21 protein-coding genes are annotated in these 20433 nt (G+C 65.1%); 12 read left to right on the forward strand and 9 right to left on the reverse strand.

The features are described 5' to 3' along the window. The 4 genes from D6B98_RS30610 to flaF form a co-directional block, all read left to right on the forward strand. On the forward strand, positions 1 to 716 hold a 716-nt coding region (locus D6B98_RS30610; RefSeq protein WP_283810174.1), incomplete at its 5' end, for a flagellin. Positions 717 to 1043: 327 nt separating this feature from the next. After that, positions 1044 to 3323, forward strand: a complete 2280-nt coding sequence (locus D6B98_RS30615) for a DUF1522 domain-containing protein (RefSeq protein WP_126260756.1) — start codon at positions 1044 to 1046, stop codon at positions 3321 to 3323. A gap of 220 nt (positions 3324 to 3543) precedes the next feature. Next, entirely contained in the window at positions 3544 to 5835 is a 2292-nt protein-coding gene (locus D6B98_RS30620; protein WP_126260757.1) for a DUF1522 domain-containing protein, read from the forward strand. A gap of 293 nt (positions 5836 to 6128) precedes the next feature. Next, positions 6129 to 6497 carry a flagellar biosynthesis regulator FlaF gene (flaF, locus tag D6B98_RS30625; protein WP_008554779.1) on the forward strand — a complete coding sequence of 123 codons (369 nt, stop codon included), beginning with the start codon at positions 6129 to 6131 and terminating at the stop codon, positions 6495 to 6497. A gap of 163 nt (positions 6498 to 6660) precedes the next feature. Here the strand turns inward: flaF and D6B98_RS30630 are convergent, their stop codons facing one another. The 4 genes from D6B98_RS30630 to D6B98_RS30645 all read right to left on the reverse strand — a co-directional run bounded on the left by D6B98_RS30630 (position 6661) and on the right by D6B98_RS30645 (position 9181). Further along, positions 6661 to 7020 carry a hypothetical protein gene (locus D6B98_RS30630; protein WP_126260758.1) on the reverse strand — a complete coding sequence of 120 codons (360 nt, stop codon included), beginning with the start codon at positions 7018 to 7020 and terminating at the stop codon, positions 6661 to 6663. Between the two features lie 159 nt (positions 7021 to 7179). Further along, positions 7180 to 7677: a hypothetical protein gene (locus tag D6B98_RS30635; RefSeq protein WP_126260759.1), complete on the reverse strand. Its 498-nt coding sequence runs from the start codon at positions 7675 to 7677 to the stop codon at positions 7180 to 7182. A gap of 11 nt (positions 7678 to 7688) precedes the next feature. Continuing rightward, entirely contained in the window at positions 7689 to 8057 is a 369-nt protein-coding gene (gene flgJ, locus D6B98_RS30640; protein ID WP_164718973.1) for a flagellar assembly peptidoglycan hydrolase FlgJ, read from the reverse strand. Beyond that, positions 8057 to 9181 (reverse strand): flagellar basal body P-ring protein FlgI, encoded by a 1125-nt coding sequence (locus D6B98_RS30645; RefSeq protein WP_126260761.1) that lies wholly within the window; start codon positions 9179 to 9181, stop codon positions 8057 to 8059. The genes flgJ and D6B98_RS30645 overlap by 1 nt, the downstream gene beginning before the upstream one ends. 272 nt (positions 9182 to 9453) lie before the next feature. Between D6B98_RS30645 and D6B98_RS30650 the strand changes: the two genes are divergently transcribed. After that, the gene (locus D6B98_RS30650; protein ID WP_126260762.1) at positions 9454 to 9867 is read left to right on the forward strand and encodes a flagellar assembly protein FliX; all 414 of its coding nucleotides are present in this window, start codon (positions 9454 to 9456) and stop codon (positions 9865 to 9867) included. 168 nt (positions 9868 to 10035) lie between these two features. Here the strand turns inward: D6B98_RS30650 and D6B98_RS30660 are convergent, their stop codons facing one another. Then, the gene (locus D6B98_RS30660; protein ID WP_126260763.1) at positions 10036 to 10407 is read right to left on the reverse strand and encodes a winged helix-turn-helix transcriptional regulator; all 372 of its coding nucleotides are present in this window, start codon (positions 10405 to 10407) and stop codon (positions 10036 to 10038) included. A 175-nt stretch (positions 10408 to 10582) separates the two neighbouring features. Here D6B98_RS30660 and D6B98_RS30665 point away from each other — a divergent pair, with 175 nt between their 5' ends. The 4 genes from D6B98_RS30665 (at position 10583) to D6B98_RS30680 (ending at position 14092) form a co-directional block, all read left to right on the forward strand. Continuing rightward, positions 10583 to 11194: an NAD(P)-dependent oxidoreductase gene (locus tag D6B98_RS30665; RefSeq protein ID WP_126260764.1), complete on the forward strand. Its 612-nt coding sequence runs from the start codon at positions 10583 to 10585 to the stop codon at positions 11192 to 11194. 214 nt (positions 11195 to 11408) lie between these two features. Next, positions 11409 to 11774 (forward strand): RNA polymerase-binding protein DksA, encoded by a 366-nt coding sequence (dksA, locus tag D6B98_RS30670; protein WP_085966600.1) that lies wholly within the window; start codon positions 11409 to 11411, stop codon positions 11772 to 11774. A gap of 296 nt (positions 11775 to 12070) precedes the next feature. Beyond that, positions 12071 to 12871, forward strand: coding sequence for a phytanoyl-CoA dioxygenase family protein (locus D6B98_RS30675; protein ID WP_126260765.1), 801 nt, complete (start codon positions 12071 to 12073; stop codon positions 12869 to 12871). A gap of 441 nt (positions 12872 to 13312) precedes the next feature. After that, positions 13313 to 14092: a 2-keto-4-pentenoate hydratase gene (locus D6B98_RS30680; RefSeq protein ID WP_126260766.1), complete on the forward strand. Its 780-nt coding sequence runs from the start codon at positions 13313 to 13315 to the stop codon at positions 14090 to 14092. Positions 14093 to 14366: 274 nt separating this feature from the next. On the opposite strand, the gene flgH is transcribed toward D6B98_RS30680, so the two are convergent. Genes flgH through flgF form a run of 4 tightly spaced genes read right to left on the reverse strand, consistent with a single transcriptional unit; the run spans position 14367 to position 17875 of the window. Then, entirely contained in the window at positions 14367 to 15128 is a 762-nt protein-coding gene (gene flgH, locus D6B98_RS30685; protein ID WP_126260767.1) for a flagellar basal body L-ring protein FlgH, read from the reverse strand. Between the two features lie 3 nt (positions 15129 to 15131). Beyond that, the gene (gene flgA, locus D6B98_RS30690; protein WP_164718997.1) at positions 15132 to 16286 is read right to left on the reverse strand and encodes a flagellar basal body P-ring formation chaperone FlgA; all 1155 of its coding nucleotides are present in this window, start codon (positions 16284 to 16286) and stop codon (positions 15132 to 15134) included. A gap of 22 nt (positions 16287 to 16308) precedes the next feature. Then, positions 16309 to 17097, reverse strand: coding sequence for a flagellar basal-body rod protein FlgG (flgG, locus tag D6B98_RS30695; protein ID WP_126260769.1), 789 nt, complete (start codon positions 17095 to 17097; stop codon positions 16309 to 16311). Between the two features lie 16 nt (positions 17098 to 17113). After that, complete coding sequence (gene flgF / locus D6B98_RS30700) at positions 17114 to 17875, reverse strand: flagellar basal-body rod protein FlgF (protein ID WP_126260770.1); 762 nt, start codon at positions 17873 to 17875, stop codon at positions 17114 to 17116. Positions 17876 to 18253: 378 nt separating this feature from the next. On the opposite strand from flgF, the gene fliL reads away from it, so the two are divergent. From fliL to D6B98_RS30715, 3 genes are read left to right on the forward strand one after another with little or no spacing between them, the layout of a single operon-like run. Next, positions 18254 to 18754 (forward strand): flagellar basal body-associated protein FliL, encoded by a 501-nt coding sequence (gene fliL / locus D6B98_RS30705; RefSeq protein ID WP_126260771.1) that lies wholly within the window; start codon positions 18254 to 18256, stop codon positions 18752 to 18754. Between the two features lie 30 nt (positions 18755 to 18784). Then, positions 18785 to 19987: a flagellar motor switch protein FliM gene (fliM, locus tag D6B98_RS30710; protein ID WP_126260772.1), complete on the forward strand. Its 1203-nt coding sequence runs from the start codon at positions 18785 to 18787 to the stop codon at positions 19985 to 19987. Then, on the forward strand, positions 19984 to 20430 hold the full coding sequence (locus D6B98_RS30715) for a DUF6468 domain-containing protein (protein ID WP_126260773.1): 447 nt from the start codon (positions 19984 to 19986) through the stop codon (positions 20428 to 20430). Before fliM ends, D6B98_RS30715 begins: the two co-directional genes overlap by 4 nt. Positions 20431 to 20433: the final 3 nt, after the last annotated feature.

The following is a 20433-nucleotide window of genomic DNA, read 5'->3' on the forward strand; positions in this document are numbered from 1 at the left end:
AGACGCTCGATCAACTCAACTCGAAGCTCCAGGCCAACAACCTGACGGCGACGATCGACGCCAACGGCCTGCTGACGGTCTCCACCACCAACGATTACGCGTCCTCGACCATCGGATCGACGGCCGCGGGCGGTGCGATCGGCGGCACGCTGACGACGTCGCTGACCTTCTCGACGGCTTCCACCCCCGTCCAGGATACGGTTGCCCAGACCTCGCGTGCCAATCTGGTGTCCCAGTACAACAACATCCTGAACCAGATCGACTCCACCTCGCAGGACTCCTCGTTCAACGGCGTCAACCTCTTGAACGGCGACCAGCTCAAGCTGGTGTTCGACGAGACCGGCAAGTCGAACCTCAGCATCACCGGCGTGACCTACAACTCCAAGGGTCTGGGCCTCGCCGCGTTGACCGGCGGTGTCGACTTCATCGACAACGCCGCCACCAACAAGGTGCTGACCAACCTGAACGCCGCGTCGAGCACGCTGCGCTCGGAAGCTTCGAGCCTCGGTTCGAACCTGACGATCGTGCAGGTGCGTCAGGACTTCAACAAGAACCTGATCAACGTGCTGCAGACCGGTTCGTCCAACCTGACCCTGGCCGACACCAACGTCGAGGCGGCCAACAGCCAGGCGCTGTCGACCCGTCAGTCCATCGCGGTCTCCGCGCTGTCGCTGGCCAACCAGTCGCAGCAGAGCGTGCTGCAGCTGCTCCGCTAACAAGCGGCAGACATCGCAAGCAGGATCCGGCGGCGGGGCTTCGGCCCCGCCGCTTTTTTTGCTTTGGGCTCGAGATTTTCGAGAAGGCAGGCGGGGCTCGAAAAAGTAACCAGCGGTTATGGTTAATGGAGCGTAAGCGCGAAGAAATACCAATGATTTCAGGCCGATTGCCGATTGCCATCGGTGCCTTGTCCGCGCTTATGGTGAACCGGCGCTTATGCAGGCGATGCTTGTTTCACCCTTTGTTAGCCATGTCGCGGCACGCTGGCCCCGTCACTCGATCCGAAGCGATCGAACGAAGACGCGTAAGCCAGAAGGGTAAGAGTCATGTCCGGTATTGTTCTCTCTGCGTCGGTTCGTCAGAACCTGCTCTCTCTCCAGTCCACCGCCGATCTTCTCGCCACCACACAGAACCGTCTGTCGACCGGCAAGAGCGTCAACTCGGCCCTGGACAATCCCACCAACTTCTTCACCGCTCAGTCGCTCGACAACCGCGCCAGCGACATCAACAACCTGCTCGATAGCATCGCCAACGGCGTGCAGGTGCTGCAGGCCGCCAACACCGGCCTGACCTCGCTGCAGAAGCTGATCGACAGCGCCAAGTCGATCGCCAACCAGGCGCTGCAGACCACGGTCGGCTACTCCACCAAGTCCAACGTCTCGACCACGATCGCCGGTGCGACCGCGGCCGACCTGCGCGGCACCACGAGCTTCGCCAGCGCGACGGCGAGCAGCAACGTGCTGTACAACGGCACCGCCGGCGGCACCACGGCGGCGAACGGCACCACGACGCTCGGCGCCACCATCGGCGCCTTCACGGGCACCGCGGCAACGGCCGGCGACGGCACCACCGCCCTGACCGGCGCCATCACCCTGATCGCCACCAACGGCACGACCGCAACCGGCCTTGCCAGCAACGCCCAGCCCGCCGACGGCGACACGCTGACCGTGAACGGCAAGACCATCACCTTCCGCAGCGGCTCGGCTCCGGCATCGAGCGCGGTTCCGACCGGTTCGGGCGTCAGCGGCAACATCGTCACCGACGGCAACGGCAACACCACCGTCTATCTCGGCACGGCGGGCACTCCGGCTGCGACCGTCAACGATCTGTTGACCGCGGTCGATCTGGCCAGCGGCGTCAAGACGGTATCGATCAGCGCCGGTGCCGCGACGATCGCGACCAGCTTCAACCAGACTGCTTCGAGCGTTGGCGGCGGTGCCGTCACGTTGAGGAGCTCGACGGGTGCGGATCTGAGCGTCACCGGCAAGGCCGACCTGCTCAAGTCGCTCGGCCTGACGACGTCAACCGGTGCCGGCAATGCCACCGTCAATGTCAACCGGACCACGAGCGCGGCCTCGCTGGGAGCGACCCTCACGGACGGCTCGACGCTGAACGTCAACGGTCACATCATCACCTTCAAGAACGCGCCGATCCCGGGCTCGACCGGTGCTCCGAGCGTTCCGACAGGTTTTGGCGCCAGCGGCAACGTCCTCACTGACGGCGCCGGCAACTCGACGGTCTATCTGCAGGGCGGCACGGTCAACGACGTGCTGAAGGCGATCGACCTCGCCACCGGCGTGCAGACCGCGACGATCGCTGCCAACGGTACCGCGACCCTGGCGACGGCGACCGGCCAGTCGAACTCGACGATCAACACGTCCGGCCAGCTGAAGATCTCGACCGGCGTCAACGCCGATCTGTCGATCACCGGCACCGGCAACGCGCTGAACGTGTTCGGTCTCGCCGGCAACACCGGCAACGCGACCGCCTTCACCGCGGCCCGCACCTCCGGCATCGGCGGCATCGCCGGCAAGACCTTGACCTTCACCTCCTTCAACGGCGGCACGGCGGTCAACGTCACCTTCGGTGACGGCACCAACGGCACGGTCAAGACGCTCGATCAGCTCAACACCAAGCTTCAGGCCAACAACCTGTCTGCAACGATCGACGCCAACGGCCTGCTGACCATCACCGCGTCCAACGACTACGCGTCCTCGACGCTCGGATCGACGGCGGCGGGCGGTGCGATCGGCGGCACGCTCACCTCGGCGCTGACCTTCTCGACGGCTTCCACCCCCGTCCAGGATGGCGTCGCCCAGACCGCGCGTGCCAATCTGGTGTCGCAGTTCAACAACATCCTGAACCAGATCGACACGACCTCGCAGGACTCCTCGTTCAACGGCGTCAACCTCTTGAACGGCGACCAGCTCAAGCTGGTGTTCGACGAGACCGGCAAGTCGAGCCTCAACATCACCGGCGTCACCTACAACTCCAAGGGTCTGGGCCTCGCCTCGCTGACCGTCGGCGTCGACTTCATCGACAACGCCGCTGCCAACAGGGTGCTGACCAACCTCAACGCCGCCTCGAGCACGCTGCGCTCCGAAGCCTCCAGCCTCGGCTCGAACCTCTCGGTGGTGCAGATCCGTCAGGACTTCAACAAGAACCTGATCAACGTGCTGCAGACCGGCTCGTCCAACCTGACCTTGGCCGACACCAACGTCGAGGCGGCCAACAGCCAGGCGCTGTCGACCCGCCAGTCGATCGCGGTCTCCGCGCTGTCGCTGGCCAACCAGTCGCAGCAGAGCGTGCTGCAGCTGCTCCGCTAATAAACGACTGAAATCACTGAATAAAATCGAGCGGCGGGGCCCTTTGCCCCGCCGCTCTTTTTTGCGTCCGGAGGCGGGCGGAGGCGTTCATCCGGCATTAACCCTATCGCTTAAGCCGGCGTTAACCATACTTTAAAGGACACCTCCTAAAACTGGACGAAAGCCCGCTTTGCAGACCCGAGCGGCCGATTCGTATCCGGTTCAAGAGGAAGACTCGCCAATGTCCAACATCGTTCTCTCGGCGTCAGTTCGCCAGAACCTGTTGTCGCTGCAGTCGACGGCCGACTTGCTGGCCACGACGCAGGAGCGGCTGGCGACCGGCAAGAAGGTCAACACGGCGCTCGACAATCCCACCAACTTCTTCACCGCGCAGGGGCTGGACAACCGGGCGAGCGACATCAGCAACCTGCTCGACGGCATCAACAACGGCGTCCAGGTGCTGCAGGCCGCCAATACCGGCATCACCTCATTGCAGAAGCTGATCGACAGCGCGAAATCGATCGCCAACCAGGCGCTTCAGACCACGGTCGGCTACTCCACCAAGTCGAACGTCTCCACCACCATTCCCGGCGCGACGCCGGCCGACCTGCGCGGCACGACCTCCTATGCGAGCGCGACCGCCAAGAGCAACGTGCTCTATACCGGCGCCGCCGGTGGCGTGACCCCGGTGACGGGAACCGCCGCGCTCGGCGCCTCGCTGGGCTCGAGCGCCGGCACCTTTACCGGCACGGCAGCGCTCGCCGCCGACGGCACGACCGCGCTGTCCGGCACTGCGACGCTGCTCGGCACCACGGCCTCCACCACGTTCAGCACGCCGCCCGCGGACGGCGACACCATCACGGTGAACGGCAAGACCATCACCTTCCGCACCGGCGTCGCGCCGGCCACGCAGCCGACCGGCTGGGGTCTGGACGCAAGCGGCCATATCGCCACCGACGGCAACGGCAATTCGATCGTCTATGAGGGAACGGCGGCTGCGCCAGGGGCGACCATCAACGACGTCCTCACCGCGATCGACCTCGCCAGCGGCGTCAAGACCGCAACCATCAGCGCGAGCGCGGCGACCATCGCCGTCAGCGGCGCGGCCGGTCCCGTCGGCACACTTCAGGTGGCGTCGTCAATCACGGCGGGCGCTGTGACCTTGAAGAGTTCGACCGGTGCTGATCTGAGCGTGACAGGCAAGGCCGATTTCCTCAAGGCGCTCGGTCTGACCTCCGCGACCGGCGCGGGCAACGCGAACGTGACCGCGAACCGCTCGACCACGGCGGGTTCGCTCGGCACGCTCGTTCAGGACGGCTCGACGCTGAACATCGACGGCCACACCATCACCTTCAAGAACGCGCAGACGCCGCAATCGGCTGCGAGCGTCGCCAACGGCTTTGGCGTCAGTGGCAACATCGTCACCGACGGCAACGGCAACTCGACGGTCTACATCCAGAGCGCGACGTTGACCGACCTGCTCAACGCGGTCGACCTCGCGACCGGCGTCAAGACGGCCAGCATCTTCAACGGGGCGGCAACGCTGTCGACCACGGCGGGCCAGATCCCGTCGTCGGTCAACAGCAGCGGACAGCTCGCGCTCTCCACCGGCGTCAATGCCGATCTCTCGATCACCGGCACCGGCAATGCCCTCAGCGCCTTCGGCCTCAGCGGCAACACGGGAACGGCGACCGCCTTCACCGCGGCCCGCACCTCCGGCGTCGGCGGCATCAGCGGCAAGACGCTGACGTTCACGTCCTTCAACGGCGGCACGCCGGTGAACGTCACCTTCGGCGACGGCACCAACGGCACCGTCAAGACGCTGGACCAGCTCAACGCGCAGCTGCAGGCCAATCATCTGACTGCGACGATCGATGCCAACGGCGTGCTCACGGTGACCACCGTCAACGAGTACGCCTCCTCGACCCTCGGCTCGACGCTCGCCGGCGGCGCCGTCGGCGGCACGATCACTGGCGTCCTGGCCTTCACCACGGCGCAGCCGCCGATCCAGGACCCGGTGGCGCAGACCGCGCGCTCCAACCTGGTCAACCAGTTCAACAACATCCTGGCCCAGATCGACACCACCTCGCAGGACTCCTCCTTCAACGGCGTCAACCTGCTCAACGGCGACACGCTAAAGCTGGTCTTCAACGAGACCGGCAGCTCGACGCTCAGCATCAACGGCGTGGTGTTCAATGCCGCCGGCCTCGGCCTCAGCAATCTCGTCAACGGCGTCGACTTCATCGACAACGGCGCCACCAACAAGGTGCTGGCCAGCCTGAACGCGGCCTCGAGCACGCTGCGCTCGGAAGGCTCGACACTCGGTTCGAACCTGTCGATCGTGCAGGTGCGTCAGGACTTCTCCAAGAACCTGATCAACGTGCTGCAGACCGGCTCGGCCAACCTGACGCTGGCCGACACCAACGAGGAAGCGGCGAACAGCCAGGCGCTGTCGACCCGCCAGTCGATCGCGGTCTCGGCGTTGTCGCTGGCCAACCAGTCGCAGCAGAGCGTGCTGCAGCTGCTTCGCTAATTCGCGCGCGCAAGCTCGCTACTCGAGATTTCGCGGCGGGGCCAAGGCTCCGCCGTTCTTTTGAGGGAGATCGCTAAGACAGGATTAGCTGAGATCGGCGCGCATCACGCGAAGCGAGTTTACATCGTGCGTGCGTGGATCTAGCGTTGCGCTGACGAAGAGCTCCGCGACCCGTAATTATCCGGAGTGCTTCCAAGCACACACGTAAGCAAATCTTAAGCGGTGCTGCCTAGGGTTGGGAAAGAAATCCTTAAGCGCGTACAACGCGCTAGGTAACCTCCAGGGTGTGATTGATGTCGAATTCCGCTGCCTCGGCTTATGCGCGTGTTGCAACGACCACCGCATCTCCTCGGGACATCGAGGCGCAGACTCTGCTCAAGGCCGCGAACAAGCTCCAGGACGCCGTGAACAACGCCGATCCGCTCAGCGAGCAGACCATGCAGGCCCTGATGTTCAACCGCAAGCTCTGGACCATCTTCCTGAGCGAAGCGATGCGCGACAACAACCCGCAACCGATCGACGTCAGGCAGAAGATCGCCAACATCAGCGTGTTCGTGCTGAGCCAGACCGCCGCGCTCCAGATGAGCCCGCAATTCGATCACTTCCGTCCGCTGATCGAGATCAACCGCAATATCGCTGCGGGTCTGTCCGGGCGGCCGTGACGGGCGCTCGTGATGGCCGACATCGCGGGCATTCTTGCACCCACTATCGGGGCGGGTGACGATCAAGATACGCAGTTGTGCTTCGGCAATGCGAATTTCACGCTGACCGGTGCCGGTCAGACGCGGAGCAGAACATCGTCACCGATCCCGCGATCCCGACTCGTCAGGCGCTGACGTCCGTGCTGAGCGGACGCGAGGACTCGGACTTCATATCCAATGCATGGAAATAGGCCCGCCGGCGCAGCATCGCTTCGTCGGGGAACTGGTTGACCACCGCGTCGGTCCTGTCGTTGACGACCTGGAAGACGAAGGATGCGGCCGCCTGGTCGAACACGACCTGGCGCGAGATGTTCTCGTGGTTCGGCAGATCATTGCGCACGGGGGCGCTCGTATCCGCCGCGGCGACCGTCTGGCTCACCGGAAGATCGGTTTGCACAGCCTCGTTCGCCGCCACGCTGGACGCCGCTACGATCTGCACGGGGGCCGGGATCCCCACCGGCCTGATGCTGAAATCTGTACTCATGGCAGCCTCCTGGTTGCCTTGATTGAGTCAAATCCCAACCCCTCTCGTAACGCAACCATGGAACGTCAGGACTGAAGACCCGGTCAACAAACGTGCCTAACCGCGCGACGAAATCGCCGCGCGGTTTTTCGTAAAATTGTCGGGTGTTTTCGTGCGCGTTCAGAGCGAGCGGCTGACCGCGAGCGGGGTGATGTGGCGCGGGCCCGGCGCTGCGCGCCGCCCGGCGGCCGTATAGGTGTTCGGCACGTTGCGCTTCTGGATCTCGGCATTGACGCCGCGCACGACGCTTTCGGAAACGGCGTGCGCGGTCGCGAGCACGGTGAGGTTGACCTGGAGCATGGCGCGGAATGCGTCGTGGTGGCGGTGCAGCGTCGAGAGCAGCTCCGGAGCGGATTTCGCCAGCTGCGCCTGGTTCGCCTTCAACTCGCTGACGGCACCGACATAATTCCGCGACAGCTCCTGCTTCTTGCTCTCGAGCGTCATCGCCTCGCGGACCTTGCCGGCGCGAACGAGCTCGGTCTCGCGCTCGATCAGTCCGAGCAGGGCGCTCATCGCGTCCATCAGGTCTTCGGCGAGCTTGCGCGCCTCGGCGCTGCCCGGCGCAATGTTCGGGCGTTGGGCCGGCATCGGCTGACGTGAGGCGTTGAAGTGGTTCATCTCGTTTGACCTTATGCCGTGCGGATCGTTTTCGCCTGCTGCATGATGAGGGTGCGGTAGACCTCGCTGGCGACGCCGACGCCGCCGGCCTGGGCGAAGTTCTTGGAATATTGCTCGGTCAGCATCGAGCGCCACACGCCGGTGCCGGGCGTGTCGCCGAACGGGCCTTCGCCCTTCAGGCCCGAGGTCATCTGCGAGAACATGCTGTTGAGGAACATCGCCTCGAAATCGGTGGCGGTCTTCTGCGCCCTGGCCTGCTGCTTCGGCGAGACCTTCTGCAGGGCGCTGGCGAGGTCGAAATCGGGCCGGCCGTTGCGGCTCTCGACCGAAAAGGCCGAGGAGGTGGCGAGGCGCGGCGTGTTGATCGTGCTGGTCTGCATCACATCACCTCGATGTCGGCTTCGATCGCGCCGGCGGCCTTGATCGCCTGGAGGATGCTGATCATGTCGCGCGGGCCGATGCCGAGGCCGTTGAGGCCGTCGACCAGTTGCTGGAGCGAGACGCCGTCCTTGACGACGGCCAGCTTCTTGCCGTCCTCGGTGACGGTGACGGCGCTGCGCGGTGCGACCACGGTGCGGCCGCGCGAGAGCGGGTTGGGCTGGCTCACCTGCGGGCTCTCGGAGATGGTGACCGTGAGGTTGCCCTGCGCCACCGCGACGGTGGCGACGCGAACGTCGCGGCCCATCACGATGATGCCGCTGCGCTCGTCGATGACGATCTTGGCGGCCAGATCGGGGTCGACCTGCAGCTGCTCGATCTCGGTGAGGAATGCAACGACGTTGCCCTTGAACTCCGGCGGGATCGAGAGCTGCACTGTCGAGGGATCGATCGGCTCGGCGGTCTTGACGCCGAGATAGTCGTTGACGGCGGCCGCGATGCGCTTGGCGGTGGTGAAGTCGGCGTTGCGCAGCGCCAGGCGCACGTTCGGCAGGCGATTGAGCGCGAACTCGATCTCGCGCTCGATGATGGCGCCGTTGGCGATGCGTCCCACGGTCGGAACGCCGCGCACGATCTTGGCCGCCTCGCCCTCGGCCTGGAAGCCGGAGATCGCGAGCGAGCCCTGCGCGACCGCGTAGACATTGCCGTCGGCACCTAACAGGGGGGTGACGAGCAGGGTTCCGCCCTGCAGGTTCTTGGCATCGCCGAGCGCGGAGACGGTGACGTCCATGCGCGTGCCCTGGGTGGCGAAGGCCGGCAGATTGCCTGTCACCATCACGGCGGCGACGTTGCCGGTGCGGATGGTGGCGCCGCGAATGTTGACGCCCATGCGCTCGAGCATCGCCTGCAGCGATTGCTTGGTGAAGGGGATGTTGTTGAGAGTGTCGCCGGTGCCGTTGAGGCCGACGACGAGGCCATAGCCGATCAGCTGGTTCTGCCGCACGCCTTCGATGTTGGCGAGATCCTTGATGCGCGAGGTCGCAGCCGCCGGAGCGACCGACAGCGCCAGCGCCGAAAGCGCCGCGCAGGCCACCCCGATAATCCTCACCCAACGAACGCCTGGCATCCTCTGCCCCCCGAGGCCCCTCAAATCGGAAAGACCTGCACGACACTCCCATGACGAGCTGGTCCGACGCTGTCCTTGCGAGGGCTATGCCAAGCCGGGGCAGCAAGGTTAGGTGGCTGAATAGGTTGAATAAATCTGTTTCGACCGGTGTCAGCCGGCGTTGTCCCTGAGGAGCGAAACTGCCGCCCGTCGGCAGATTTTGCCGGGCTGTTTACGCCCCGTTAACCATAAGACGGCGAAGGTGACGGCATCGATCACCCGGATTCCCTCCGATGCGCATCTACGGACCGAACGGCACCACGCTTGGAACGCCGGCCAGCCAGGCCAGGCGGACCGGCTCCGGCACCTTCGTGCTGCCCGACACCTCGTCGGCGCAGGAGACCCGGAGCGCTGCCGCACCGAAGGCCGCCGCCAACATCGATGGGCTGCTGGCCCTGCAAGGTGTCGCGGAGGATCCGGTCGAGCGCCGCAAGCGCTCGGTCGCGCGCGGCAGGACTGCGCTCGACGTGCTCGATGATCTCAAGATGGGCCTCTTGTCCGGCAATCTCGACGCCTCGACCGTGATGCGGCTGCGGGATGCCGCAGCGAACCTGAAATCGTCCTCGGGCGATGCCGGTCTCGATGCGGTGCTGGCCGAGATCGAGCTCCGCGTCGAGGTCGAGCTGGCGAAGGCCGGGCAGGCGTAGAACGTTATCCGTCACCCTTGAGGTGGCCGCTTCTTCAGCGCTCCTCGAAGGGCGACGGCCCGGCTGCATCTCGGCCGTCCATCCTTCGAGGCCCACGGCGCGATGCTTTTGCATCGCGCCACTCGCACCTCAGGATGACGGAACTCCCATAGCGTTTTCTTCGTGGCCCTACGCCGCTTCCTCGTTCTGCCGCGCGTCGTAGCGGCGCTGGGCGGCGAGAACGTCTTTGAGATTTTGCTCGGCCCAATCGCGCAGCGGATCGACCGCGCCGGCGAGCGTCAGCCCGAGCTGCGTGATCGAATACTCGACCGTCACGGGCACGGTCGCGATGGCATGGCGCCTGAGCAGGCCGTCGCGTTCGAGCGATTTGAGAACCTGGCTCAGCATCTTCTGCGAAATGCCTTCGATGGTGCGGCGCAGCTGATTGAAGCGCATCGGCTGCTCGCGCAGCAGCAAGAGGATCAGCACCGCCCATTTGTCGCCGACGCGGTCGAGGATTTGGCGGGTGGGGCAGTTCGCCGCATAGACGTCGGGTTTCATCGTCGGTCCTCGGAGTTGGTTCGGTCGTCGCTTGCGGTTCGGGTGTCGGTCGGCTGGGTTACGCCCTCCGGGTTACCCTCGCGTAATCAGGTAAGCACAAAGTGCTCTCTTAACACCAGCATTCTTTGCGATATCTAGTCTCCATTAGTTACCATAGTAGCAATGGAGCCTTCCAATGAAAATCGCAGTCGCCGGCGCATCAGGCCGGGCCGGGTCGGAGATCACCAAGGAACTGTCCCGCCGCGGCCACGCGGTCACCGCCATCGCCCGGAACCCGGAGAAGATCGCGGCCCTGCCGAATGTCACGCCGACCAAGGGGGACGTGCTCGACCAGGCCGGCCTTGCCAGGCTGTGGGCCGGCCACGACGTCGCCGTGAGTTCCGTGCACTTTCTGTCCAGCGACGCGCACAAGCTGATCGGCGCGGCAAAGGACGCCAAAGTCGGCCGTTACCTCGTGGTCGGCGGCGCCGGCAGCCTCGAGGTCGCGCCGGGCGTGAAGCTGGTCACGACTCCCAATTTTCCGGCCCAGTACAAGGCGGAAGCCGAGGCAGGCGCGGCCTTCCTCGACCTGTTGCGGCAGGAGAAGGAGCTGAACTGGACCTTCATTTCGCCGTCCGCGCTGTTCGTCGAGGGGGAGCGCACGGGCAAGTTCCGGCTCGGGACCGACCAGCTTCTCGCAGATGCGAACGGCAAGAGCTGGATCACCTTCGCTGACTACGCCATCGCGCTTGCCGACGAGATCGAGCGCCCGGCCCATCCGAGGCAGCGTTTCACGGTCGGCTACTAGCCTTCGGCCGCCCCCGAGCCCTCCAGGATAAACCTTCCTGTGCAAGGACTTGGGGGTGACGGCCAGACTCTCAGGGAAATATTGTCTGTCACATGAGGCCACTATATAAGGCGCGGTTCAACGGACCCTGTTTCCGTTGCGAGTCGTTGCTTAGACAGATAGGCCGCCCTTGGAAAAGTTGAAAAACTACCGACCGACCGAAAAAGAGCCTTTCATGAACGACCGGCAGAAGGAGTACTTCCGTTTGAAGCTCCTCGCCTGGAAGGATGAGATCCTCAAAGAGTCCAAGCTGACGCTGCAAGCTTTGCAGGAGGAGAACGTCAACCACCCCGATCTTGCCGATCGGGCATCGTCCGAAACCGACCGTGCCATCGAGCTGCGTGCCCGCGACCGCCAGCGCAAGTTGATCGCCAAGATCGACGCCGCGCTCCAGCGCATCGAGGACAACACCTACGGCTATTGCGAGGAAACCGGAGAGCCGATCTCGTTGAAGCGGCTCGAGGCCCGGCCCATCGCGACGCTGTCGGTGGAAGCGCAGGAGCGCCACGAGAAACGCGAGAAGGTTTATCGCGACGAATAAAGGCGGAGCCGCAGAGATGCGGCTCTTTTATTTTGTGGCGGAAGGTGCGCGGTTTCGCACCGCGTGCGGCGTTTGCCTGCCGCTTGAATGTTGCCCATCCGGCGCGTAGTTTGGCGCCGCCATGATGATTTGCACTTCCAACATCGCATCGATCTTCTTCCTGGGTTGAGCGCAGGCGCCTCCGCCGCGGAGGCATTGCGTCCCGCGAGCGCGACTTGCGGATTCCCCAGCGATCGACCCGGCCGGTTCCGCAGCGAGCGGACGACGCGGGCTGGGCGAGACATCGAGAGATCATCATGACGACCAATCCCCGCGTGTTGGACGACGCGCAGATCGACCAATTCATTCGTGACGGCTTCATTCGGATCGACAACGCCTTTCCGCCCGACCTGGCCGAGGCGGTGCGTGCCATCATGTGGCGCGATCTGCCATGCAGCGAGCACGACCCCGCAAGCTGGACCCGGCCCGTGGTGCGGTTGCCGTACTATGGCGACCCGCCGTTCCGGGATGCCATCAACACCGCAGTGCTGCATGCCGCGTTCGACCAGATCGTCGGGCAGGGACGATGGCGGCCGCGACGCGATATCGGCACCTTTCCGGTGCGCTTTCCCCATCCGGACGATCCGGGCGACGATGGCTGGCACGTCGATCTCAGCTTTCCCGGCGAGGGCTGCAACCCGGACGAGGCGCAGGATTTCTCGGCCTGGCGCGTCAACGTCGCCTCGCGGGGGCGGGCGCTGCTGCTGCTGTTCCTGTTCTCCGATGTCGGTGACGACGATGCGCCGACGCGGATCCGGGTCGGTTCGCATCTGCCGATGGCGCGTTATCTGGCGCCCGCCGGCGATGCGGGTCGGGCGCACATGATGCTGGAGCGGATGGGAGCCGATTGCCCGGTTGCGGTTGCGACCGGCGCGGCCGGGACGGTCTATCTCTGTCATCCCTTCCTGGTTCATGCCGCGCAGAAGCATCGGGGAACGCGACCGCGCTTCCTGGCGCAGCCGCCGCTGCATCTCGCCGAGCCGTATCGGCTGGAGCGGGGGGAGGGCGATTACTCGCCGGTCGAGGTCGCCATCCGCATCGCGCTTGGACGCAATTAACGGACGCGATGCCGTTGCACTCGGCGTTGTGGCGCGTTCCTGCGCCACAACGCGATTGTCGTTCGAGACCGATTGCAGGGACCGCGAAAAATGAATCGCGATCAATGGGCTAGAGTCGAATCCTCCGTGCTCACGTGAATTCGCATGAGAAACAGCCTTCACTTCAGGTGCGGGACGTTTTGCGAGTCGCATCAAGGAGATCGGCCGGCAACTTGAGACGGCGGCGCAGCGGCTTCACGCATCGCTGCAATCAGGGTCTCGTGCCGCGCGGGCGCGTAGGGCTGGCGCGTGGCTCCATAAATACCGGACCAACTCAATATTTCCTTAAGCGGGCGGGAGCATCCCGTAATCGACCCGGACGAGCGCCGACCGGCGCTTGTCACGCCCGGGCGGGAATGCTGAAGTGCCGCCCTTGAATGCGTAGCGTGGGAGGCGGCGCCGATGGACAGGATTCTCCAAGCCGCGAAGGCGATCGCGCTGGCGCGCCGCAACCATGCGCCGCTCGCGGCGCTGGAGCGTCCGCCCATGGATGAGGCCGAGGGCTATCAGGTCCAGCGCGCGCTGCACGATCTGCTGCTGGCGCATGCCGGGCCTTTGGTCGGCTACAAGATCGGCTGCACCAGCCAGGTGATGCAGGACTATATCGGCATCCCGCATCCTTGCGGCGGCGGCGTGTTCCAGAAGGGCGTGCATGACAGCGGCGCCAAGCTGGCCGCCTCCAACTATGTCCGGGTCGGGGTCGAATGCGAGATCGCGGTGCGGCTGAAGCGCGACCTCGCCGCCAGCGAAGCGCCGTTCACGGCCGAATGGGTCGGCGAGGCGGTCGAGGCCTATCATCCCGCCATCGAGATCGTCGACGACCGTTACGTGAAGTGGGAGACGATGGGCGCCCCGACGCTGATCGCGGACGATTTCTTCGCCGCCGGCTGCGTGCTGGGGCCGTCCGTGCCCCGCTCGTCGGTGCCGGATCTGAAAGCGGTCAAGGGCCGCGCCATCGTCAACGGCGAGGAGGTCAGCCAGGGCACCGGCGCCGACGTGCTCGGTCACCCCCATAACGCGCTCGCCTGGCTCGCCAACCATCTCGCCGCCGAAGGCAAGGGTCTTCACGCGGGGCAGCTCGTGCTGACGGGCAGCCTGGTCAAGACGCTGTGGCTCAAGGCCGGCGACAAGGTGCGGATGGAGCTGGACGGGCTGGGCGTGGTGGAGGTGGAGTTTACGTGAGGGTGGGAGGATCTCTCCGCCGTCATTACGAGGAGCCCTTCGCGACGAAGCAATCCAGCATCTCTCCGCGGAGAGATGCTGGATTGCGTCGCTGCGCTCGCAATGACAGTGGTTGAGCAGCGATCTTGCTGCAATGGTGCGACCTGACTCGCGGCCGCTATGGCACACCGCTCAAAATACATGCGGCCTCCGGCAGGGGAGCTACCGGAGGCCGCGTCGTACATCGTCGTTCGCGCCTAGGTTCGCGAACACGATGTGGGAGCTCGGGAGAGGCTTAGAAGGGCAGCAGCACGTCCATGACCTGCTGGCCGTAGCGAGGCTGCTGCACGTCCATGATCTGGCCGCGGCCGCCGTAGGCGATGCGGGCCTGGGCGATCTTGGTGGAGTCGATGGTGTTGTCGCTCTGGATGTCCTCAGGGCGCACGATGCCGGCCACGATCAGCTCGCGAATTTCGAAGTTGACGCGGATCTCCTGCTTGCCTTCGACGACCAGGTTGCCGTTCGGCAGCACCTGGGTGACCACGGCGGCGACGTTGGTTTGCAGGGCTTCCTTGCGGTCGACGCTGCCCTTGCCCTCGCTGGACGAGGTCGAGTCGGCGGTCAGGATGCGGCCGGGCAGGATCTTGTTGGCCTGGGTGATCGTTTGCGAGCCAATGAAGTCCGTGATTCCGGAATCTTCCTTGTTGGTGCGGCTGCGCGAGGTGTCGTTCTCGATGTTGGCCTTGTCCGTGATGTTCACGGTCACGGTCAGGATGTCGCCGACCTGGCGGGCGCGCTGGTCCTTGAAGAAGGCGCGGCTGCCGTTGCGCCACAGCGAGTTGGGATTGTAGGAGGCGACTTCCGGCTTCGGCATCGGCATCTGCACCGGCTTGTAACCGGGCTGTGCCGTCGGATTCTCGATGGCCGACAGCTTCGGTTGCTCGCCGATCTGCGACAGGCGGTCGATCGACGAGCAGCCGCCCAGCGCGCAAGAGGCCAGCAGCAGGGCAGAGATCGCGATGCGACGAAGACGGAAAGCCGGACTGAACGTGGACATGATTTACTCTGACTTGGCTGGAGCCTGCGAGAGGCGAACTTGCGGAAGCTGGGCTTGATTCATCTGGACTTGGGCGATCTGGGCCGGCGAGGTCGGCGCCTCGACCAGGCTCCGGGCGAGGGCTGCGGCCGCCGCCGCGGGAGCGGGCGTTTCGCGCTGGAGCGAGGAGGTCTGCTCGACCGCGGGGGTCATCGGCGCGGACTGGCTCGCGCCCTGGATCGTCACCTGGCCGCGGCCGGTGACTACCCCGGTCAGCGTGCGCTTGGAATGCAGATTGAGCACGCCGACGGTGTCGCCCTCGGCGCCGCTCTCGATCGCCTTGCCGCGCGTGGTGAGATAGAGGCCGGGCGCCTGGTAGATGATGGTCACGCTCTGGTCGCGCACCACGAAGTCGGGCTTGACGATGTCGGCGGCGCGGAGCGGCATGCCTGCCCGCATCGCCCGACGCAGCTGCATGCCGACGCTGCGCTCGCGCGAGGCGGGCTCGCCGGTGATCTCGGCCTTCGGCCGGCGCTCCAGCGCGACGTCGGAGGACTTCAGCGTGTCGGCACGGTCGATGTCGCGCGTCAGCACGGCCACTTCGACCGTCTCGATCGCGGTACCGGCGAAGCGCAGCTTGGTCGGGGTCGGATTGTTGTCGTTGGCGATCTCGAATGCGACGTCGAAGCGGCCGCTGCGGGCATCGTAGCGGGTTGCGACCGGCTGCAGCGCGCCGCTGTTGGCGGCGTCCAATCGCATTTCGGTGACGCCGCGGTCGAACGTGACGGTGATGTTGGCGGCATCGCCGAGGCCGAAGCGGCGCTCGAGCGCCGAGGCGACGGCGTTCTCCAGGTCCTTGCCCGCGAGCGTGCGGGCGAGGCGGGTGACCTGGACCTCCTTGATGTCGCCTGTCATCACGCCGATCACCTGCTTGGCGCGGAGCACCGACAGCACCTGGCCGACGGTCAGCGTGCCGGTGGTGCCGAGGTCGGGCGAGCGGTAGACCGGGATCGTCGCGGCCGAGCCGGCATTGTCGATGAGATCGCCGACCCGCACCACGTCCGAGGTCACGGTGACGCTTGCGCGCAGCGCCGGGGCGGCGATGAAATCGTCCGCCGCCGCGGCCGGCAAGGCCAGCGCGAGCAGGGCGGAGATGGTGGCGAGAGTGGCGCGGATCATCGTCATTGCTTCAGTCTTGGCCTCAGCGGAACAGCGCCGTGGTCGATTGCATCATCTGGTCGGCGGCGCTGATCACCTTGGCGTTCATCTCGTAGGCGCGCTGGGCGGCGATCAGGTCGCTCATCTCCGAGACGACGTCGACATTGGCCTGCTCGAGGCTGCCTTGCGTGATCTTGCCGTAGCCCTCGCCGTTCGCGGTGCCGTCCTGCGGCGGGCCGGACGAGGGGGTCTCGGTGAACTGGTTGCTGCCGACCGGCTGCAGGCCCGCTTTGTTGATGAAGCGGGTCACGCCGATCTGGCCGACGATCGAGGAGGTCGAGGAGCCCGGCAGCGTCACCGAGACCTGGCCCTGCTCGCTCACGCTGATGCCGGAGGCGTTGTTCGGGATCGTGATGGTCGGCTGCACCGGGTTGCCCTGGGCGGTGACGACGCGGCCCTGATTGTCCATCTGGAAGGTGCCGTCGCGGGTGTACTGGTAGGTGCCGTCGGGCATCAGGATCTTGAAGAAGCCTTCGCCGGAGATCGCGAGGTCGAGATCGTTGCCGGTCTGCGACAGCGTGCCCTGCGTCATGCTGCGCGGCGTGCCGACGGTCTTGACGCCGCCGCCGATGTCGACGCCGACGGGCAGGATGGTGCCCTGGTCCGAGGCCTGCGCGCCGACGCGGCGCACGTGCTCGTAGATCAGATCCTGGAACGCCGCGGTCTGCTTCTTGAAGCCGGTGGTGCGCAGGTTGGCGATGTTGTTGGAGATCACCTGAACGTTGAGTTCCTGTGCCGCCATTCCGGTCGCTGCGGTGTGAAGTGCCTGCATCTCAGTTCTCCCTCAATCAGGCCGGAACGTCGGCGAGCTTCTCGATCGCCGATTTGTGAAGGTCGCTCTGCTGCTGGAGCAGGTTGGCGATGGCGGTGTAGCTGCGCATGACCTCGACCATGCGGGTCATCTCGCCGACCGAATTCACGTTCGACTTCTCGATGTAGCCCTGCTCCACAGTGGACTTGGTGGCGGGCAGCGGGGTCGCGGAGCCGGTGTCATAGAGATTGGCGCCGAGCTTGGTCAGCTTGGCCGGATCGTCGAACGAGACCATGCGGATCTTGCCGCGGATCGAATCGGTCCTGGCGGTGCCCTCGAGCACCGTGATGGTGCCGTCCGGCGCGATGTTGATGTCGTGGTCGGTCGGCTGGAAGGTGATCGGGCCGCCGGTGCCGAGCACGAGGTTGCCGTCGGAGGTGACGAGCTGGCCGGTAGAGTTGAGCGAGAACTTGCCGTCGCGGGTGTAGCGCTCGCCGCCATTGACCTGCACGGCGAAATAGGCGTCGCCGCTGATCGCCATGTCGAGCGGGTTCTTGGTCATCTCCATCGGCCCCGGGCCGACATCGCGGAAGGTGCCGCGGTCCTGCACATAGGAGACACGGCGGTCGGCACCGATGAAATTGTCCTCACGCGCGTTCGAGTTGAGGAACTCCTCGAACAGCGAATGGTCGGCCTTGAAGCCGTTGGTGTTGGCATTGGCGACGTTGTTGGCGATGACATCCATCTGCCGTTCCAACGTCATCTGCCGTGACAGGCCGACCAGAAGCGCGTTCTGCATCGGAAATCTCCCCTGAGGGGGATCTGCCATTTCGCTCTCCCAAGCGCCTTGGCGGACCCCGTGAACGAGACCTTCAGGTTCTCCCAAACCGGTGGGTCTCGGCCCTCTCTCAGCGAAAGCCGTGCCAACCTGAAAAGATTCGCGATTTCAATGTGTTGGTGATTTTCGAGGGGCGCGGAAGGGCGGCAGAAAGGTTCTGTTAGCCATGTCTGCCCGGCAGATTTTTCCTAGCGGAAGCCCGATCGAAAGATTCCGTTAACCATTATTACCGTAGCGTTTGCCATGAAAAGGAGCGCATTGCGCCGGGGCATTTGTATCGCGTCACTGTCTTGAGCCTTCGCTCTTTCGACCCCTTTGAGAGATCCGGGCGCGGCGACCATGGCAGAGAATGAAGCGGAAGGCGGCGCAGCCACCGAGGGCGCGGAAGGCGCTCCGCCGAAGAACAAGCTGAAGCTCATCATCATGGCCGTCGGCCTGCTCGCCATCCTCGGCGGCGGTGCTGCGACCTGGTTCTTCTTCTTCCGCCACGGCGACGCCGAGCATCATGCCGAGGTCGCGCCGCCGCCGAAGCCGCCGGCCTTCGTCGACGTCCCCGACATGACGGTCAATCTCGCCGGCGCGCCGGGCGAGCGCGTGCAATATCTGCGGCTGAAGATCGTGCTGGAGCTGAAGGAAGAGAAGCAGATCGAGGCGATCAAGCCGACGATGCCGCGCGTCACCGACATCTTCCAGACCTATGTGCGCGAGCTGCGCCCCTCCGACCTCAACGGGTCCGCCGGCATCTTCCGCCTCAAGGAGGAGCTGACCAAGCGCGTCAACGCCGCGGTCGCCCCGATCCAGGTCAGCGCGGTGCTGTTCAAGGAAGTCGTGGTCCAGTGATGGCGCTGCGGAAGGCAACGGGCTAGCGTCATGGCCGGCAACGAGCAAATGGACCAGGATGCGATTGCCGCCCAATGGGAGGCGTCGCTCGATTCCGAGGATCCCGCGGAGGCCGCAAAGGCTGCCGCCGAAAACGAGCTGTCGGAGACCATGGCCCTGCAATGGGCGGCCATGGTCGAGGACGGCAGCCGCGATCTCGGAACCGGCAAGAACTCCGGCGAGCGGGTGCTGTCGCAGGAGGAGATCGACAATCTCCTCGGCTTCACCGTCGGCGACGTCACGCTCGACGACCATTCCGGCATTCGCGCCATCATCGATTCGGCGATGGTCTCCTACGAGCGTCTGCCGATGCTCGAAATCGTCTTCGACCGCCTGGTGCGGTTGATGACGACGTCCTTGCGCAATTTCACCTCCGACAACGTCGAAGTCTCGCTCGACCGCATCACCTCGGTGCGCTTCGGCGACTACATGAACTCGATCCCGTTGCCCGCCGTCCTCACCGTCTTCAAGGCCGAGGAGTGGGAAAACTTCGGCATGGCGACGGTCGATTCCAACCTGATCTATTCGATGATCGACGTGCTGCTCGGCGGCCGCCGCGGCACCAGCCAGCTGCGCATCGAGGGCCGACCCTACACCACGATCGAGACCGAGCTGGTCAAGCGGCTGGTCGAGGTGGTGCTGGCCGACGCCGAGCAGGCGTTCCGGCCGCTGTCGCCGGTGACCTTCACGATCGACCGGCTCGAGACCAACCCGCGTTTCGCCGCGATCAGCCGTCCCGCCAATGCCGCGATCCTGGTGCGCCTGCGCATCGACATGGAAGACCGCGGCGGCAACATCGAGCTGCTGCTGCCTTATGCGACCATCGAACCGATCCGGGGCGTGCTGCTCCAGATGTTCATGGGCGAAAAGTTCGGCCGCGACCCGGTCTGGGAAGGTCATTTCGCCACCGAGATCGTGCAGGCCGAGATCGCCGTCGATGCCGTGCTCTACGAGGCCGAGATCCCGCTCAAGCAGCTGATGCGGCTCAAGGTCGGCGACACGCTGCCGCTGGACATGCGCGCCGACGCCAACGTCACCGTACGCTGCGGCGACGTCACGCTGACCGAGGGGCGGATGGGCCGGGTCGGCGACCGCGTCGCGATCCGCGTGACGAAACCCTTGCGCAAGCCAAGTACGACACTGGCGATGTTCGAGAAGGTGGACGAGCAGAACAAGATGATGGAGGCCCCATGAACCACTCCCTGGGAATGGCGATCGAGACGCTGGTGGCTATCCTGCTGATGCTGACGATCGTCTACTGCGTCATGCTCAACAAGCGGCTGACGCGGCTGAAGGCGGACGAGCATTCGCTGAAGGCGGTGATCGGCGAGCTGATCACCGCGACCGAGATCGCCGAACGCGCGATCGGCGGGCTGAAGCTCGCCGTGCGCGACGTCAACGAGAATCTCGGCAGTCAGCTCGCCGCGGCGACGCAGATGTCGGACCAGCTCTACAAGCAGCTCGGCGAAGCCGACAACGTGGTGCGGCGCCTGTCCAAAATCGCGATCGCCGCGCGCCCCGTCACCAATCCGGAAGCGGTTGCCGCGCCCATCGCCAAGCCCTCGACCGCGAAGGCGGTGGCGGCCGCGGCCGAAGCCTTCTCCGAGCGCCGACGGTCCAACGGTCTTGCCGCATGAAGT

The organism is Bradyrhizobium sp. LVM 105, assembly GCF_003957705.1.
Taxonomy (GTDB): Bacteria; Pseudomonadota; Alphaproteobacteria; order Rhizobiales; family Xanthobacteraceae; genus Bradyrhizobium; species Bradyrhizobium frederickii.

Coding starts and splice junctions, on each gene's coding strand:
- D6B98_RS30615 (WP_126260756.1), top strand. CDS start 1,044: ATGTCCGGTATTGTTCTCTCTGCGTCGGTTCGTCAGAACCTGCTCTCT.
- D6B98_RS30620 (WP_126260757.1), top strand. CDS start 3,544: ATGTCCAACATCGTTCTCTCGGCGTCAGTTCGCCAGAACCTGTTGTCG.
- flaF (WP_008554779.1), top strand. CDS start 6,129: ATGTCGAATTCCGCTGCCTCGGCTTATGCGCGTGTTGCAACGACCACC.
- D6B98_RS30630 (WP_126260758.1), bottom strand. CDS start 7,020: ATGAGTACAGATTTCAGCATCAGGCCGGTGGGGATCCCGGCCCCCGTG.
- D6B98_RS30635 (WP_126260759.1), bottom strand. CDS start 7,677: ATGAACCACTTCAACGCCTCACGTCAGCCGATGCCGGCCCAACGCCCG.
- flgJ (WP_164718973.1), bottom strand. CDS start 8,057: ATGCAGACCAGCACGATCAACACGCCGCGCCTCGCCACCTCCTCGGCC.
- D6B98_RS30645 (WP_126260761.1), bottom strand. CDS start 9,181: ATGCCAGGCGTTCGTTGGGTGAGGATTATCGGGGTGGCCTGCGCGGCG.
- D6B98_RS30650 (WP_126260762.1), top strand. CDS start 9,454: ATGCGCATCTACGGACCGAACGGCACCACGCTTGGAACGCCGGCCAGC.
- D6B98_RS30660 (WP_126260763.1), bottom strand. CDS start 10,407: ATGAAACCCGACGTCTATGCGGCGAACTGCCCCACCCGCCAAATCCTC.
- D6B98_RS30665 (WP_126260764.1), top strand. CDS start 10,583: ATGAAAATCGCAGTCGCCGGCGCATCAGGCCGGGCCGGGTCGGAGATC.
- dksA (WP_085966600.1), top strand. CDS start 11,409: ATGAACGACCGGCAGAAGGAGTACTTCCGTTTGAAGCTCCTCGCCTGG.
- D6B98_RS30675 (WP_126260765.1), top strand. CDS start 12,071: ATGACGACCAATCCCCGCGTGTTGGACGACGCGCAGATCGACCAATTC.
- D6B98_RS30680 (WP_126260766.1), top strand. CDS start 13,313: ATGGACAGGATTCTCCAAGCCGCGAAGGCGATCGCGCTGGCGCGCCGC.
- flgH (WP_126260767.1), bottom strand. CDS start 15,128: ATGTCCACGTTCAGTCCGGCTTTCCGTCTTCGTCGCATCGCGATCTCT.
- flgA (WP_164718997.1), bottom strand. CDS start 16,286: ATGATCCGCGCCACTCTCGCCACCATCTCCGCCCTGCTCGCGCTGGCC.
- flgG (WP_126260769.1), bottom strand. CDS start 17,097: ATGCAGGCACTTCACACCGCAGCGACCGGAATGGCGGCACAGGAACTC.
- flgF (WP_126260770.1), bottom strand. CDS start 17,875: ATGCAGAACGCGCTTCTGGTCGGCCTGTCACGGCAGATGACGTTGGAA.
- fliL (WP_126260771.1), top strand. CDS start 18,254: ATGGCAGAGAATGAAGCGGAAGGCGGCGCAGCCACCGAGGGCGCGGAA.
- fliM (WP_126260772.1), top strand. CDS start 18,785: ATGGCCGGCAACGAGCAAATGGACCAGGATGCGATTGCCGCCCAATGG.
- D6B98_RS30715 (WP_126260773.1), top strand. CDS start 19,984: ATGAACCACTCCCTGGGAATGGCGATCGAGACGCTGGTGGCTATCCTG.